The 15,986-nt window shown below is 70.2% G+C and carries 14 protein-coding genes; 10 read left to right on the top strand and 4 right to left on the bottom strand.

Annotated elements, in window-relative coordinates:
- The first annotated feature begins 40 nt into the window (after window positions 1–40).
- The 6 genes from ISP_RS45115 to ISP_RS45090 all read left to right on the top strand — a co-directional run bounded on the left by ISP_RS45115 (window position 41) and on the right by ISP_RS45090 (window position 7,300).
- Window positions 41–2,467 (top strand): DUF6779 domain-containing protein, encoded by a 2,427-nt coding sequence (locus ISP_RS45115; protein WP_013230461.1) that lies wholly within the window; start codon window positions 41–43, stop codon window positions 2,465–2,467.
- 382 nt (window positions 2,468–2,849) lie between these two features.
- A complete protein-coding gene (locus ISP_RS45110; protein WP_013230460.1) occupies window positions 2,850–3,953 on the top strand; it encodes a PrsW family intramembrane metalloprotease in 1,104 nt (367 codons plus the stop codon).
- Window positions 3,954–4,143: 190 nt separating this feature from the next.
- Complete coding sequence (locus ISP_RS45105) at window positions 4,144–5,103, top strand: Rossmann-like and DUF2520 domain-containing protein (protein WP_378250698.1); 960 nt, start codon at window positions 4,144–4,146, stop codon at window positions 5,101–5,103.
- Window positions 5,100–6,011 carry a pantoate--beta-alanine ligase gene (gene panC / locus ISP_RS45100; protein WP_013230458.1) on the top strand — a complete coding sequence of 304 codons (912 nt, stop codon included), beginning with the start codon at window positions 5,100–5,102 and terminating at the stop codon, window positions 6,009–6,011. The genes ISP_RS45105 and panC overlap by 4 nt, the downstream gene beginning before the upstream one ends.
- A 9-nt stretch (window positions 6,012–6,020) precedes the next feature.
- On the top strand, window positions 6,021–6,518 hold the full coding sequence (panD, locus tag ISP_RS45095; RefSeq protein WP_013230457.1) for an aspartate 1-decarboxylase: 498 nt from the start codon (window positions 6,021–6,023) through the stop codon (window positions 6,516–6,518).
- Window positions 6,519–6,523: 5 nt separating this feature from the next.
- The gene (locus tag ISP_RS45090) at window positions 6,524–7,300 is read left to right on the top strand and encodes a type III pantothenate kinase (RefSeq protein WP_013230456.1); all 777 of its coding nucleotides are present in this window, start codon (window positions 6,524–6,526) and stop codon (window positions 7,298–7,300) included.
- Here ISP_RS45090 and ISP_RS48210 read toward each other — a convergent pair.
- Together ISP_RS48210 and ISP_RS45085 are read right to left on the bottom strand one after the other, a co-directional pair.
- Entirely contained in the window at window positions 7,230–7,571 is a 342-nt protein-coding gene (locus ISP_RS48210) for a DUF6640 family protein (RefSeq protein ID WP_320109494.1), read from the bottom strand. The two genes, ISP_RS45090 and ISP_RS48210, sit on opposite strands and share 71 nt — an antisense overlap.
- A gap of 33 nt (window positions 7,572–7,604) precedes the next feature.
- Complete coding sequence (locus ISP_RS45085; protein ID WP_071831617.1) at window positions 7,605–8,360, bottom strand: class I SAM-dependent methyltransferase; 756 nt, start codon at window positions 8,358–8,360, stop codon at window positions 7,605–7,607.
- Window positions 8,361–8,437: 77 nt separating this feature from the next.
- Between ISP_RS45085 and lysS the strand changes: the two genes are divergently transcribed.
- Complete coding sequence (gene lysS / locus ISP_RS45080) at window positions 8,438–9,949, top strand: lysine--tRNA ligase (protein WP_013230454.1); 1,512 nt, start codon at window positions 8,438–8,440, stop codon at window positions 9,947–9,949.
- A gap of 145 nt (window positions 9,950–10,094) precedes the next feature.
- Window positions 10,095–10,445, top strand: a complete 351-nt coding sequence (locus ISP_RS45075) for a histone-like nucleoid-structuring protein Lsr2 (protein WP_013230453.1) — start codon at window positions 10,095–10,097, stop codon at window positions 10,443–10,445.
- A gap of 141 nt (window positions 10,446–10,586) precedes the next feature.
- Here ISP_RS45075 and ISP_RS45070 read toward each other — a convergent pair whose 3' ends face one another.
- Window positions 10,587–11,444 (bottom strand): helix-turn-helix domain-containing protein, encoded by an 858-nt coding sequence (locus ISP_RS45070; protein ID WP_013230452.1) that lies wholly within the window; start codon window positions 11,442–11,444, stop codon window positions 10,587–10,589.
- A gap of 35 nt (window positions 11,445–11,479) precedes the next feature.
- Here ISP_RS45070 and ISP_RS45065 point away from each other — a divergent pair, with 35 nt between their 5' ends.
- Complete coding sequence (locus ISP_RS45065) at window positions 11,480–12,061, top strand: TIGR03086 family metal-binding protein (RefSeq protein WP_013230451.1); 582 nt, start codon at window positions 11,480–11,482, stop codon at window positions 12,059–12,061.
- Between the two features lie 117 nt (window positions 12,062–12,178).
- Here the strand turns inward: ISP_RS45065 and ISP_RS45060 are convergent, their stop codons facing one another.
- The gene (locus ISP_RS45060) at window positions 12,179–13,003 is read right to left on the bottom strand and encodes a (2Fe-2S)-binding protein (RefSeq protein ID WP_013230450.1); all 825 of its coding nucleotides are present in this window, start codon (window positions 13,001–13,003) and stop codon (window positions 12,179–12,181) included.
- A gap of 360 nt (window positions 13,004–13,363) precedes the next feature.
- Between ISP_RS45060 and ISP_RS45055 the strand changes: the two genes are divergently transcribed.
- Window positions 13,364–15,922: an ATP-dependent Clp protease ATP-binding subunit gene (locus ISP_RS45055; RefSeq protein ID WP_034284160.1), complete on the top strand. Its 2,559-nt coding sequence runs from the start codon at window positions 13,364–13,366 to the stop codon at window positions 15,920–15,922.
- Window positions 15,923–15,986: the final 64 nt, after the last annotated feature.

Here is a 15,986-nt window from a genome sequence, read left to right as displayed (position 1 = left end):
GTAGGTCTCGTTCGGATTACGAGCAGGTACGGTGTCAGTCATGACCGGCGTGGGTGACGACTCGCGCGGCCGCCTACTGGGCAGGCCGTGGCTTGTTGTCGGCTTTGTCCTCGCCATCGGAGCCACCCTCGCACTGGTGCTCAGCGACGATCTCCGTTATCTCCGGCTCGGGATCGTCGCGGCCCTCTGGGCCGCCCTGATCGGCGCTTTTCTCGCCGTGAAGTACCGCAAGAGCGCGGCACAGAGCGAGGACGCGGTCGCCGAGGCGCAGGCTGTGTACGAACTGGAGCTGGAACGCGAGATCGCGGCCCGGCGCGAGTACGAGCTGGAGATGGAGGCGGAGAACCGCACCGCGGCCGACTCCAAGGGCCGCGAGGAGCTGGAGGCGCTGCGCGCCGAAGTGTCCGCGCTGCGCGACAGCCTCCAGTCGCTGTTCGGCGGCGAGGTGCTGCTCGAGCGCGTCGCGCTGACCGCGCAGGCGACCCGGATGCGCAAGGTGTCCGACGAGAACCGCATGATTCCCGACAGCGCGCCGAAGAAGAAGCCCGCCCAGCTGATGGCCGGGAAGAAGCCGGTGGTCGAGGGCGGCGAGCGGCCGACCGAGCTGATCGACCGCGTCCTCGACGAGCGCCGCCGCAAGGCCTCGAACGGCAAGCCGGTGAACGGCAAGGGCCTCGGCAAGGGCAAGGGCTTCGGCGGCAAGCCGGTCCCGAAGACGCCGGCGAACGTCTCCGTGCAGAGCACCCAGCAGATGGCCCGGCCGAAGCCGCTGAGCGAGCGCCGCCCGCCGGTGCCGCCGGTCGACCCGGCGCTGAACGCCGCGCAGCGCGAGCTGAAGGCCGCCGAACTGCGGGCCGAGGCGGCGCGCCGCCAGGCCGAGTCGCAGCCGATGCGGCTGCCGAAGCAGGACGAAGTCGCGAAGCAGCCCGAGCGCCGTCCGGAGGCCGCCGCCGAGCCGACGCGCCGGGACGTGCCGCGGCCCGACCCCCAGACCGAGATCCGGCGCCCACAGGAGCCGAAGACCGAGATCCGCCGACCGCAGGAGCCCAAGACGGAAATCCGCCGCCCCGAGCCGCCGCCCGCACGCCGGGCCGAGATGTCGCGCTCGGACATCCGCCCTGTCGAGATGTCACGGCCCGATATCCCGCGGGTGGAGATGTCGCGGCCCGATATCCCGCGCGTCGAGATGTCGCGTCCGGACATCCCGCGCGTCGAGGCGCCGCGGCCGAACATGCCGCGGCCCGAGGCGCCGCGGCCGAACGTTCCGCGCGCGGAAGCGTCGCGGTCGGACATCCCTCGGGTCGAGATGTCGCGGCCCGATATTCCCCGCGTCGAGATGTCCAGGCCGGACATTCCGCGTGTGGAGATGTCGCGTCCGGACATTCCGCGTGTGGAGATGTCGCGTCCGGACATTCCCCGGGTGGAGATGCCGCGGCCGAACGTCCCGCGGTCCGAAGCGTCGCGGACGGACATTCCGCGCGTCGAGAGGTCGCGGACGGACCTTCCGCGCGTCGGCGGGCAGCCGAACGGCGGGCAGCCGAACGGCGGGCAGCCGAACGGCGTGCGGCCCGATCCCCGCAAGGCGCCTGAGCCGCCGCGGCCGGTGCCGGGCCGTCCGGCGGCCAGTGTGCCGCCGCCGAAGCCGTCCGAAATGTCGCGTTCGGACATCCGGCCGGTCAAGGACCTCAGCGCGGCCTTCCAGAACCGCGACGACTTCGCCGAGCGCCAGCGGCCGAACCGGCCGAAGCCGCCCGAGCCGAAGGCGCCGATGCCGCGGGACGCCGCGGCGTCCCGCACCGACATCCCGCCGGTGGTCCCGCCGACGACACCGGTGCCGAGCAACGGCCCGTCGCCGCGGCAGCCGTCGCGTACGGACCTGCCCCCGGTGGTGCCGCCGACCACGCCGGTCCCGGCGGCCGACAGCCGCCGCCCGTCGCGGCTGGAGCAGTTCTCGCGGGCCGACATGTCGCCGATCCTGGAGGAGCCGCCGTCCCGCCACGGTGGTTCGCACGGCGGTTCGCACCGCGCGCCGGCGGAGGCCGCCAAGGCCGAGGCGCCGATGGTGAACCCGACGTTGCCGGAGTCGGTCCGCAACTTCCAGGGCCGCTCCGGCGGCCGCCGCCGCAAGCCGGAGGACTCTCAGCAGATGCCGGCCGTGCCGCCGGCACCGGAGCCACCGGGCGGAGGCCGCCGCCGTCGCCCGGACGGCGAGCCCCCGGCCTGGGAAGGCATGGTCGCGGAGCGGGCCTCGATGTCCCGCCGCGGGATGGCCCCGGTCGACCCGGCGGATGTCGAGCAGCAGCAGAACGGCAACGGCCACAACGGAGCCCGCAACGGCCACCGTGCGGCCCCCGAGCCGACTCCCGGCAGCGGTTCCCACGCAGCGGGCCGCTCGGTGAGCGAACTGCTGGCCGCCAACGGCGGCACGGGCGCCACGCCCCGCCGCCGGCGGCGCGCGGAGGACTGAGCGCCCACCCCTGGTACATCAGCACCCCGAGGCGGCCCTGGTTGCGTTGAGCGCACCCAAGGTCGCCTCCGGTGCGTTGGCCGCACCAAATGTGGTCTTGGTTGCGTTGGACACACCCAAGGTGGCCTTCGGTGCGTTGGGCGCACCAAATGCGGCCTTCGGTGCATTGGGCGCTGCACGACGTCTTCTTCCGGATCGGCGGCGCGCACCCAAGACCGCCTTGGGGCGGTTTGCGCGTGCCTGACGCGCGGCCTGGGCGGGCCGCGAGAGCTGAGGCGGCATTCCGGTCCTCCCGGGCCCTTGCGTAGGGTGACCCGCTGTGAGCGGAACCCTCTCGCCCGCGACGGGACTTGATCGTGGACGGCGGCCTCGCCGGGTCACCGTGCTGCTGCCGGTGCTCGGGCTGATCGTGGTCGCCCTGTGCGGCCTGTTCCTGTTCGGGCTCGCCACCGCGCGGGTCGGGCCTCTCGCCGTCACCATCGGGGTGCTCGCCGCGCTCGTGCCCGTGGCCGGCGTCGTCGCCGGGTTCCTCTGGGTCGACCGGTGGGAGCCCGAACCCGCCAAGTTCCTCCTGCTCGCCTTCGCCTGGGGCGCCTGCATCGCCACCATCACCGCGCTGCTCATCAACACCACCGCCGAGGCCGTCGGGGACGAGCTGCTCGGCCAGGGCAGCGGGAACACCGTCGCCGCGCTCGTCTCGGCCCCCGTGGTCGAGGAGGCCGCCAAGGCGCTCTTCGTGCTGCTCATCCTCTGGCGGCGGTCCAGCGAGTTCGACGGCGTCGTCGACGGGGTCGTCTACGCCGGGTTCAGCGCCGCCGGGTTCGCCTTCACCGAGAACATCTACTACTTCGGCCGGGCGTTCGCCGACTACGGCTTCGGTGACGGGCACAGCCAGGGCGTCATCACCGCGTTCTTCCTCCGCGGTGTGCTCGCCCCGTTCACGCACCCGCTGTTCGCCGTGCTCACCGGCATCGGGATCGGCATCGCCGCGCGGACGACGACCAAGGCGCTCAAGGTCGTCGCGCCGGTCGCCGGGTACCTGGCCGCGGTCTGCCTGCACGCGTTGTGGAACAGTGCCGCGCTGCTCGGCGGGTCGAAGTTCCTCACCGTCTACTTCCTGATCATGCTGCCGCTGTTCTTCGGCGTGGTCTACCTGGTCATCCTGCAGCGGAAGCGGGAGCAGCGGATCATCGCCGCCGCGTTGCCGCACATGGCCGCGGCGCGGTGGATCGCGCCGTCGGAGGTCGACCTGCTGGCCAGCCTTCCCGGCCGCCGCGCGTGGCGCCGCCAGGCGAAACGGCAGTCCGGAAAACGCGCTGCCCGCGCCGTCGCCGTCTACCAGGCGAGCGTGACGGAGCTCGCGTTCCTCGACCGGCACCAGCTCACCAGCGACAGCGACCGGCAGCGCCAGCGGGAGCTGCTGCGCACCCTGAAGGCCGCCCGCGCGGAGGCGACGCGCCTCGCCGACGAGGCCGCCGACGGGTGAACCGGTCCGGGTGAAGCTGGTCACCCGGGCTCAACGGCGCGCGTTCGCCGGAGCGACCAATCCGGCCAAAAGCAGGCCGATCCCACCCGGCACGTAACCTTTGCCACACAGCTGGACGGCCCTGACTGTGGTCGGATTGGTCACCAGCGGCACAGTAGTCTCGCGCCGTCGTCCGGTACCCGGAGCGGGACTGGAACGAGAGCAGAGGGAGTCTGCCAACCATGAGCGTCCACAGGCGCACGCCATGATGAGGCCCGCCCGCCTCGGGGTCGGCGTCGTTTCCGCCGGCCGGGTGGGCAGCGTGCTCGGCGCCGCGCTGGCCCGGGCGGGGCACACGGTGGTTGCCGCGTCCGGCCTGTCCGCCGCGTCGCTGGCCCGTGCCGAACGCCTCCTCCCCGACGTGCCACTCCTGCCGCCCGACGAAACCGTCCGCCGGGCGGACCTCGTGCTGCTCGCCCTCCCCGACGACGCGCTCGCCGGGATGATCCGCGGGCTCGTCGCCACCGAGTCGCTCCGGCCGGGGCAGATCGTCGTGCACACGTCCGGGGCGCACGGCATCGACGTCCTGGCCCCCGCGGCCGAAGCCGGGGCCCTGCCGCTCGCCCTGCACCCGGTGATGACGTTCACCGGCCGCGAGGAGGACCTCGAACGGCTGGCGGCGTGCAGCATCGGCGTCACGGCGGCCGAGGACGACGAAGCGGCGTGGAACGTCGGCGAAGCCCTGACCGTCGAGATGGGCGCCGAGCCGGTGCGGATCCCCGACTCCGCGCGAGCGCTCTACCACGCTGCGTTGGCCCACGGCGCAAACCACCTGATGGCGCTGGTCGCCGACTGCGCGGACCTGTTGCGCCAGGCCGGAATCGGGCAATCCGAACGCCTGGTGGCGCCACTGCTCTCGGCGGCATTGGATAATGTGCTGCGACACGGCGATCGTGCCCTCACCGGCCCGGTCGCGCGTGGCGACGTCGGCACCGTCCGCAAGCACCTCGCGGTGCTGGCGGACCGGGCGCCGGACGTGGCGCCGGCCTACCGCGCGCTGGCCAAGCGCACGGTGGCGCGTTCGACGGCTGCCGGGCTGCTGGACACCGCGGCCGCCAAAGACCTCACCGAACTCCTCGACGATCCCGCCGAAGGGCACCAAGACCAGTGACCACACCGAAATTCAGCCGCGGCACCCTGAACACGTTCGCGGCGCCCGAACAGGTGAGCCAGGTCAGCCGGGCGCTGCACGGCGTCGGCCGCAAGCTGGCGCTCGTGCCGACCATGGGCGCGCTGCACGCCGGGCACCGCGAGCTGATCCGCCGTGCGAAGCGGCTGCCGAACACCGTCGTGGCCACCTCGATCTTCGTGAACCCGCTGCAGTTCGGCGCGGGCGAGGACTTCGAGGCGTACCCGCGGCCGCTGGAGGCCGACCTCGACATCCTGCGCGAGGACGGCATCGAAATCGCCTTCACGCCCAGCGCGGACGCGCTCTACGCCGAAGGGGCCGTGGTGACCGTCCACCCGGGACCGCTCGGCGAAGAACTCGAAGGCGCCGTCCGGCCCGGGCACTTCGCCGGTGTGCTCACCGTCGTGGCGAAGCTGTTCAACCTGCTCCGTCCGGACTACGCCTTCTTCGGCGAAAAGGACTACCAGCAGCTGGTGCTGATCAAGCGGATGGTGCGCGACCTGAACATCGACACGCGCGTGATCGGCGTGCCGACCGTGCGGGAGCGCGACGGGCTCGCGTTGTCCTCGCGCAACGTCTACCTGACGCCTGAACAGCGCGAAGACGCCATCGTCCTGTCGGCCGCCCTCACCGCGGGGGCGTTCGTCGGCCGGGACGGTGCCGGCGCGGTCCTCGAGACCGCGTGGAAGACCCTCGCCGCGCGTCCCGCGGTCGAGGTGGATTACCTGGAGTTGAGGGGAACCGACCTCGGGCCCGCGCCCGTCGACGGTGAGGCACGACTGTTGATCGCAGCTCGGGTGGGGAGTACCCGGCTGATCGACAACGTTCCGGTGTTGCTCGGTGCTTCGGTAGATCACCCAGCGCGCCCGGAACGGGACGCAGGGGAATAGGAGTCCACGATGTACCGCACGATGCTCAAGTCGAAGATCCACCGGGTCACCGTGACCCAGGCCGACCTGCACTACGTCGGTTCGGTGACGGTCGACGAGGACCTGATGGAGGCCGCGGACCTGCTGCCGGGGGAACAGGTGTCCATTGTGGACGTCACCAACGGGGCGCGGCTGGAGACCTACGTCATCAAGGGGGAACGCGGCAGCGGGGTGCTCGGCATCAACGGCGCCGCGGCCCACCTGGTGCACCCGGGTGACCTGGTCATCCTCATCTCGTACGGCCAGATGGACGACGCCGAGGCGGCGACGTACCAGCCGCGCGTGGTGTTCGTCGACGCGGACAACCGGATCGTCCACCGGCACACCGACCCCGGCCACGCGCCGGAGGGATCCGGGCTGCTGTCCGGCACGGTGACCCTGCCGCCGGACGAGGAGACGGCGATTTTCCCGGTCGCCGAGACGGCGGACGCCCGCCGGCTCGACGCGTTGCTGCACGCGGAAAGCTGACCCGCTTGCTGCTCACCGTCGACGTCGGCAACACGAACATCGTGCTGGGGCTGTGGTCCGGTCAGGAGCTCGTGGGCGACTGGCGCATGCGCACGGACGCGCGGATCACGGCCGACGAGCTGGCGTTGACGGTCCGCGGGCTGCTCGGCCCGCACGCGGACGCGGTGTCCGGGATCAGTGCGTTGTCGACGGTGCCGGCGGTGCTGCGCGAGCTGCGGGTGATGCTCAGCCGGTACTACGCCCGGGTGCCGAAGATCGTGGTCGAGCCGGGCGTGCGCACCGGCGTGGCGCTGCTGGTGGACAACCCCAAGGAGGTGGGCGCGGACCGGCTGGTGAACACGCTGGCCGCGCACCACCTCCACAGCACGGCGTGCGTGGTGGTCGACTTCGGCACGTCGACCAACGTGGACGCGATCTCGGCCCGCGGCGAGTTCCTGGGCGGCGCGTTCGCACCCGGGATCGAGATTTCGGTGGACGCACTGGCGTTGCGCGCGGCGGCGCTGCGGAAGGTCGAACTGGTGCCGCCGCGGTCGGTGATCGGCAAGAACACGGTGGAGTGCCTGCAGTCCGGGATCCTGTACGGCTTCGCGGGCCAGGTGGACGGGCTGGTGCGCCGGATCGTCCGCGAGCTTTCCCCGGGCGGCGCGGAACCGGTGGCGGTCCTGGCCACGGGCGGCCTGGCGCCGCTGGTGCTGGACGAGTCGGAGACGATCACCGACCACGTCCCGGAGCTGACGCTGCTCGGCCTGCGGCTGGCGTACGAGCGCAACATCCGGCCCTGACCCGCCGCACCCGAGGTGTGTTCGAGACCACCTCGGATGCATCCCGAAGCCTCAGCCGCGGGCCAGGCGGCGGCCGTCGCCAGAGCTGCCACAAGCTCGTCGCACCCAGCGCGAGCCCCAGGCTCATGGTCTGGCCGTTGTGGAACTTCGCGTGCGGTGGCCATTCCGGGTTGTACACGTGGGTCTCGTTCCAGTCGGCCTTGTAGGGACCCACTGCGGTCACCAGCGAAGTCAGCGAGATCAAGGCTCGCCCCAGTGATTTCCTGCGCATCCCCGCAGTATCGAACCTCCACTTGAACGGAGGTCAAGACCGCCTTCGCGCGCGCAAGACGGTGGTGACCAGCGGCAGGTCGAACTCGCCGTTCGCCGTGGCCGGATTCTCCGAGAGGAACTGCCGGAGCCGGCCCAGCAGGGCCGCCGACTCCTCCGGGGCCGACACGATCACCTTCGAATAGGTCGCGATCGTTTCCAGCAGGGTCTCCGCGGTGCGCCGTTGCGTATGGCGAAACCGGTCGCTTTCGAATGATTCGAAGGCCGGGTGGGTCACTTCGCGCATGTCTTCGATGCTCGTCGGTCGGTGGGCGCCGTCGCGGCCCAGCGTGGTGAACTCGGCGATCCACGGCACCGACTCGTCTTCGTAGTTCCACATCGGCACGCACACCCCGCCCGGGCGCAGCACGCGGCCGATCTCCGTCATCGCCACCGGTACGTCGAACCAATGGAACGCCTGGCCGATGAAAACCGCGTCGACGGCCTCGTCGGGCAGCGGGATTCCTTCCGCCTGCCCCGCCCGTGACGTCACCGACGGCACGGCCCGCTCGAGTTCCGCGCGCATTTCCGGGTCGGGTTCGACCGCGGTGACGTCGAGCCCGAGCGCGACGAGGCCGAGGGTGAGCTTGCCGGTTCCGGCGCCGAGATCGAGCACCCGGCGCGGTGTTCCGCTCGCTCCGGAAAGCCCCCACTCGATCGCCTCCCGCGGGTAATCGGGCCGGTGCCGGGCGTACTCGGCGGCCCGGCTGCCGAAGGAAGATGCGCGCTGACCTCGTGTGGGATCACTCACGAGTCCAGGCTAATGGAGGGAAAGGTAAAGGTAATCCGGTTGGCGTAGCGCGCGGCAGGGTTCGTACCCTATGGGCCATGACCGAAAAGCTCCCTCCCACCAGCGACCCCGCCGAAGATGAACTGCCCGAGCAGATGCGGGTGCGCCGGGAGAAGCGCGACCGGATCCTCGCGGAGGGTATCGATCCCTACCCGGTCGAGGTACCCCGCACGCACTCGCTCGCCGAAGTGCGTGCGGCGCATGCCGACCTCCCCGTCGACACCGCCACGGGCGAGCAGGTCGGCGTCACCGGCCGGGTGATGTTCCTGCGCAATACGGGCAAACTGTGCTTCGCGAGCCTCCGCGAGGGCGACGGCACCGAACTGCAGGCGATGATCAGCCTGGCGAAGGTCGGCGAGGACGCGCTGGCGGCGTGGAAGTCCGACGTCGACCTCGGCGACCACGTGTTCGTGCAGGGTGAGGTCATCACGTCCAAGCGCGGCGAGCTTTCGGTGATGGCCGACGCCTGGCGCATCACCTCGAAGGCGCTGCGCCCGCTGCCGAACGCCCACAAGGAGCTGGCCGAGGAAACGCGGATCCGCCAGCGCTACGTCGACCTCATCATGCGCCCGCGCGCGCGGGACGTCGTGCGCACGCGGGCGGGCGTGGTCCGGTCGCTGCGGGAGTCGTTCCACCGCCGCGGGTTCACCGAGGTCGAGACGCCGATGCTGCAGACGCTGCACGGCGGCGCCACGGCCCGCCCGTTCGTCACGCATTCCAACGCGTTCGACATGGAGCTGTTCCTGCGGATCGCGCCGGAGCTCTACCTCAAGCGCTGCGTCGTCGGCGGCATCGAGAAGGTCTTCGAGATCAACCGCAACTTCCGGAACGAAGGCAGCGACTCCACGCACTCGCCGGAGTTCGCGATGCTCGAGTACTACGAGGCCTACGCCACGTACGACACGAACGCGGTGATGACGCGGCAGCTGATCCAGGAGGCCGCGCAGACGGTGCTGGACACGCTGGTCGTCACCCTGCCGGACGGTTCGGAGTACGACCTCTCCGGCGAATGGACCACGCTCGGAATGTACGAGTCGTTGTCCGATTCCCTCGGCGAAGAGGTGACGCCGGAGACGCCCGCCGCCAAACTGCTCGGATTCGCGCAGGCCAGGGGCCTGGAAGTGGATCCGAAGCTCGGGCACGGGAAGCTCGTCGAGGAACTGTGGGAACACCTCGTCGGAGATCACCTGCACGCACCGACGTTTGTCCGTGATTTTCCGGTGGAGACGTCGCCATTGACCCGGCAGCACCGCTCCCGGCCCGGGGTGGCCGAGAAGTGGGACCTGTACGTGCGCGGATTCGAACTCGCCACCGGATACTCCGAGCTGGTCGATCCGGTCGTCGAACGGGAACGCCTCACCGAACAGTCGCTGCTCGCCGCACAGGGCGATAGCGAAGCCATGCGGCTCGACGAGGATTTCCTGCGGGCCCTCGAGTACGGAATGCCGCCGAGCGGCGGCGTTGGAATGGGGATCGACCGGCTCCTCATGGCGCTGACCGGTCTCGGTATCCGGGAGACGATCCTCTTCCCGCAGGTGCGGCCCGAATAACCCGGCCGTGTGAGGATAGCCGCCGGTTATCGCAATGAGATTTGCGCTGCACTGCGGAAGCGGGTACTAATGTTCTAGACAAAGTCTTCTGTCCCGGGGCTTGCCCCGTACCAGATCATTGAGTAAGCCCCGCAGGAGGAATCGGATGGCACAGAAGGTGCTCGTCTCGCTGGTCGACGACCTCGACGGCAGTGAGGCGGAAGAGACCGTCGAGTTCGGTTTGGACGGAGTCAGCTACCAGATCGATCTCTCCTCGGAAAACGCGGAGGAGCTGCGGGACGCGCTCGCTCAGTATGTCGAGCACGCGCGTCGTGCGGGAGGTCGCAAGCGCGCCACGGTTCGTCCGGTCGCGGGTAAGGGTTCGGCTCGTCCGGCCGCCGTCGACCGTGAGCAGAACCAGGCCATCCGGTCGTGGGCGCGCAAGAACGGTTACGCGGTTTCCGACCGCGGCCGCATCCCCTCCGAGGTCGTCGAGGCCTACCACAAGAAGAACTGAAGATTGTTCACGCCGCCTCCGTGCGGGCCGGCTGCGGGTCGCTGACCAGCAGCGATCCCGTACGCCGTGGTGGCGTGCCAATCTCGTCGACGCGGGGTTTCCAGCGGTGGCCGCCGGGCGTATTTCGCCCGGCGGCTTTCTTCATGTCCGGTCGCTGTCCGGTTCCCGTTCCGGTGCCCGCGATGTTCGGGCGTACTCGGCAGGCGACTGGCCGGTCACCGTCCGGAAATCGCGGATGAAGTGCGACTGGTCGCTATAGCCCAGTCGAACCGCCAGTCCGGCGTAATCGCGTTGTCCTTCTGTGACGAGCCGCTGCGCTGCGTCATTGAGACGGTAAATCCGGATCGCCCACTTGGGCGGGCAGCCGACGTGTTCGGCGAACACCCGCTGGAGAGAGCGGGTGGTTAGTCCAGTATCCGCGCACAGTTGCGCCACCCGGGTAATTTCCGGATCGCGTGCGATTTGTTCCACCGCCTCCGTCGCGGTACGGGCGGCCGGAGACAGTCGCACGGGATTTGCGATCAGCAAGTTGTCGATCGCGCCGACCATTTGCGCATCGTCGCCTGCCGTGCGCACCGATTCGGCGGCCGCCGACGCGGCCGGTCCGAAAACGTCGGTGAGTGGGACGGCCCGGTCGGCGATGTCACGCACGGGTCCGCCGAGGAACGCGCGGAAGGTGCCCGGCCGGAATCGCACGCCCAGGCCCTGGACGCGGCCGGTCAAGCGGTGGGAAAAGACGTCGTGGGCCGGGCCGTGGACACCGGAGGCGCCCGGGAAGAACGTGACGTGGACCGAGAGGTTCGGCAGCACCCGCTGCTCGTGCGGCGGTTTGCCGCGCAGGTCCCAGCGCAGGATCCAGTGGTATTCGACGAACCCGGCCAGTTCCGGGGCCGGCGGGTGCCTGGTCAGCGTGAACATCGTGCGCGCGGTGGCTTCGGCCACGATGCCGCGCGGGATCCGGTGTGTCACGGGGTCACGGTAGCTGTCGCGTTCGTTCAAGACGCGGTGCTCGCCGGGGAAGTGGGATCACCGGCATGACTGCCGAGTTGCTGCGCCCCGCCGCGGGCGAATTCCTCCGGATCGCGGATGCGGTCCACGACCTGGCCGCGCCGACGCCGTGCGCGGGGTACGACGTCCGCGGGCTGCTCAACCACCTCCTGTACTGGGGCCCGTGGATGATCGCCGCGGGACGGCGTTCGGCCGCGCCCTCGCCCCTCGGCGGTGAGGCGGACGCGGCCCTGGTGACGGACAGCTGGCGCGCGGATCTGGAGAAGCAGACGGAGACGCTGGTGGAGGTGTTCGAGCCGCCGTCGGCGTGGACGGGGACGACTGCACTGGGGTCGGCTTCGCTGCCGGCGGCGGTGGTGGGCGCGATGGTGCTGGGCGAGTTCGTGCTGCACGGCTGGGACCTGGCCCGGGCGAGCGGGCAGCAGCTGCGGTGCGCGCCCGAAGCGGCAACGGCGGTGTACGAGTCCGCGGTGGCGATGGGCGAGCAGGCGCGGTCGATGGGGGTCTACGGGCCGGCGGTACCGGTGGCGGCCGATGCCTCGCCGCTGGAGCGGGCACTGGGAGCGGCCGGCCGGGATCCGGGCTGGAGTTGTCCCCAGGTCGGCTGAGATGTGGACAGCTCGGGCTCATGGGCGGCGATCGGCGGGTTTTGCCGGCGGGAGCCGATAGACTGGCCTCGGGGCCGCCCCCCAGGGATCGGGCGGGGGATGTTTGGGGCCGCCTGGCTATCGCGAGCAGGTGCGCGGGCAGCCGTCGCACTCGGGTGACGATGGCAGCAAGTACGAAAAGCAGCAGCTCTCGCGCCGCCGCGTCCACTCGCGGTGGCCCTCAGGCCCCTCCGCCAGGCGCAACGTCGATGCCGAGGTCAGCGGTGGGTACCGCGCGTCGAGCACCAGTGCCGCGTCCGCCACGCCCGCGCCCTCGGCCTCCGGTGTCCCGCCCTGGCGGCCCGCCCACCACAGCGAGTTCTCCAGCGCGTCCGTCGCCGCTGCCCACAGCGTCCGGCGGCCCAATCTGCTGAGCGGTGCATACGCCTGGACGAACCGGGCCGCGTGAGCCAGGTAACGCGTTCTCAGTACCGCCGCCAGTGCTCGCTCGTCGCGGACCACCGTCGCCTCCGGGCGGGCCGAGCCCGGGTCGGTCGGGAGGCAGTGGAATGCGTCACCCAGCACCGCCATGCCGTCCGGGTGCGGGCGGTCGTCGGCCAGGCGGAACGCCAGCTCCGCCGGCTTCAGCGACGGCACCCGGCGCTCGTGGTGCCACAACAGCGCGCCGACGTACGCCGGGACGTGCAGGTACCACGTCAGCACCCAGCTGGCCGTGGTCGGCGCAGGCGCCGAGGAGTGCTCGCGCAGGAGCCAGTCGCCCAGCAGGCCGCGCCACTCGCCGAAGTATGCGGGCGTCTCCAGTAGCTCCGAACAGCGGATCCAGCCCGCCGGGACGTCACGCCGCAGCTCGGTGCGTTCCTGGAGGCCGGAGACCCGCCGCAACGACGACGCGAGGCCGTCGCCGACCTCGCGTGCGTCACGGAAGGACCGCTGCTGGCTCAACCGCGGCCCTCCTGACAGCGCCGTAGTGGATTAGGCGTGCCTAACCTTACAGGCTTCCAGGAGTTCCGCCAATCGGGTGGGTCACTCCCAGCTTGCGGACTGTTCGCGGTGAGCGGACAGGGCGCGGATGGCGGAATCCCCGTGGCCGATCGCACGTTGGGCTTGACGTAAAGGTGCAGGGCAACCTGATGATGGGAGCACCCGGCGGACCCCACGTCCGGGTGCGGAAAAGACCGCGAACAGCCGTAGTGGTAAGCCAGCGCGACGACTTGGCTACTAGAGTGGTCTCACGGTGCTGAATCCATCGCGGTGAAAGCACGATGGAAACGGGCCGCCGGCGCAGCAGTCGAGGGAGTGCACATGTTTGAGAGGTTCACCGACCGCGCGAGGCGGGTGGTCGTCCTGGCTCAAGAAGAGGCCAGGATGCTCAACCACAACTACATCGGCACCGAGCACATCCTCCTGGGTCTGATCCACGAGGGTGAGGGTGTCGCCGCCAAGGCGCTGGAGTCGCTGGGCATCGCCCTGGAGGGCGTGCGCCAGCAGGTCGAAGAGATCATCGGCCAGGGCCAGCAGGCGCCGAGCGGGCACATCCCGTTCACGCCGCGCGCCAAGAAGGTGCTGGAGCTGTCACTGCGCGAAGCGCTGCAGCTCGGCCACAACTACATCGGCACCGAGCACATCCTGCTCGGCCTGATCCGCGAGGGCGAGGGCGTCGCCGCGCAGGTCCTGGTCAAGCTGGGAGCGGACCTCAACCGGGTTCGCCAGCAGGTGCTGCAGCTGCTCTCGGGCTACCAGGGCGGCAAGGAGTCCACCGAAACCGGTTCCGGCCGCGGTGAGGGCACCCCGTCGTCGTCGCTGGTCCTCGACCAGTTCGGCCGCAACATGACCGTGCTCGCCCGCGAGGGCAAGCTCGACCCGGTCATCGGGCGCGGCAAGGAGATCGAGCGGGTCATGCAGGTGCTGTCCCGCCGGACCAAGAACAACCCGGTGCTCATCGGCGAGCCGGGCGTCGGCAAGACCGCCGTCGTCGAGGGCCTCGCGCAGAGCATCGTCAAGGGCGAGGTGCCCGAGACGCTCAAGGACAAGCAGCTCTACACGCTGGACCTGGGCTCGCTGGTCGCCGGCTCCCGCTACCGCGGTGACTTCGAAGAGCGCCTGAAGAAGGTGCTCAAGGAGATCAAGACCCGCGGCGACATCATCCTGTTCATCGACGAGCTGCACACGCTGGTCGGGGCGGGTGCCGCCGAGGGCGCGATCGACGCGGCTTCGATCCTGAAGCCGATGCTCGCCCGCGGTGAGCTGCAGACGATCGGCGCGACCACGCTCGAGGAGTACCGCAAGTACATCGAGAAGGACGCCGCCCTCGAGCGCCGGTTCCAGCCGATCCAGGTCGGCGAGCCGTCGCTGGAGCACACCATCGAGATCCTCAAGGGCCTGCGTGACCGGTACGAGGCGCACCACCGCGTCTCGATCACCGACTCGGCGCTGGTCGCCGCCGCGACCCTGGCGGACCGGTACATCAACGACCGGTTCCTCCCGGACAAGGCGATCGACCTGATCGACGAGGCCGGCGCCCGGATGCGCATCCGCCGGATGACCGCGCCGCCGGACCTGCGCGAGTTCGACGAGAAGATCGCGAACGTCCGCCGCGACAAGGAGTCCGCGATCGACGCGCAGGACTTCGAGCGGGCCGCCCGCCTGCGCGACGAGGAGAAGACCCTCCTCGGCCAGAAGGGCGAGCGGGAGAAGCAGTGGAAGGACGGCGACCTCGACGTCGTCGCCGAGGTCGACGACGAGCAGATCGCGGAGGTGCTGGCCAACTGGACCGGCATCCCGGTGTTCAAGCTGACCGAGGAGGAGACCACCCGGCTGCTGCGCATGGAGGAGGAACTCCACAAGCGCATCATCGGCCAGGAGGACGCGGTCAAGGCCGTCTCGCAGGCGATCCGCCGTACGCGGGCCGGTCTGAAGGACCCGAAGCGCCCGTCGGGCTCGTTCATCTTCGCCGGCCCGTCCGGTGTCGGTAAGACCGAGCTCTCCAAGGCGCTGGCGGCGTTCCTGTTCGGCGAGGACGACGCGCTCATCCAGATCGACATGGGCGAGTTCCACGACCGCTACACCGCTTCGCGGCTCTTCGGTGCCCCTCCGGGCTACGTCGGCTACGAAGAGGGCGGCCAGCTGACCGAGAAGGTGCGGCGCAAGCCGTTCTCGGTGGTCCTGTTCGACGAGATCGAGAAGGCGCACCAGGAGATCTACAACACGCTCCTGCAGGTGCTGGAAGACGGCCGCCTGACCGACGGTCAGGGCCGCACGGTCGACTTCAAGAACACGGTCCTCATCTTCACGTCCAACCTGGGCACGTCGGACATCTCGAAGTCCGTCTCGCTCGGGTTCGCCGGGTCCAACGACACCGGCACCCGGTACGAGAAGATGAAGCAGAAGGTCAACGAGGAAATGAAGAAGCATTTCCGCCCGGAGTTCCTGAACCGGATCGATGACATCATCGTGTTCCACCAGCTGACGCAGGAACAGATCATCATGATGGTCGACCTGATGATCGGCCGGGTCGAGACCCAGCTGCGCGCCAAGGACATGGAGCTGGAGCTCACGGCGAAGGCCAAGTCGCTGCTGGCCAAGCGCGGCTTCGACCCCGTGCTGGGTGCGCGGCCGCTGCGCCGCACGATCCAGCGCGAGATCGAGGACCAGCTGTCGGAGAAGATCCTCTTCGGCGAGGTCGAGCCGGGCCAGATCATCCTGGTCGACGTCGAAGGCTGGAGCGGCAACCCGGAGGACAAGGACGACCAGGCGAAGTTCACCTTCCGCGGTGAGCGCCGTCCGTCGTCCATCCCGGACGCCCCGCCGGTCAGCATCGGCGCGGGCCACGAGGAGCAGGGCGGCGAAGCCGAAGGCGAGTGATCGTCGCGTAGTACGCCAGGAGGGCGGTTCCCCCGAGCGGGGAGCCGCCCTTCTTTGCGTCTGG

Origin of the sequence: Amycolatopsis mediterranei (assembly GCF_026017845.1) — a bacterium.
In the GTDB taxonomy this organism is placed as follows: Bacteria; Actinomycetota; Actinomycetes; order Mycobacteriales; family Pseudonocardiaceae; genus Amycolatopsis; species Amycolatopsis mediterranei.
The sequence above is the reverse complement of the archived record's forward strand: the minus strand, read 5'-3'. Positions and strand labels throughout refer to the sequence as shown.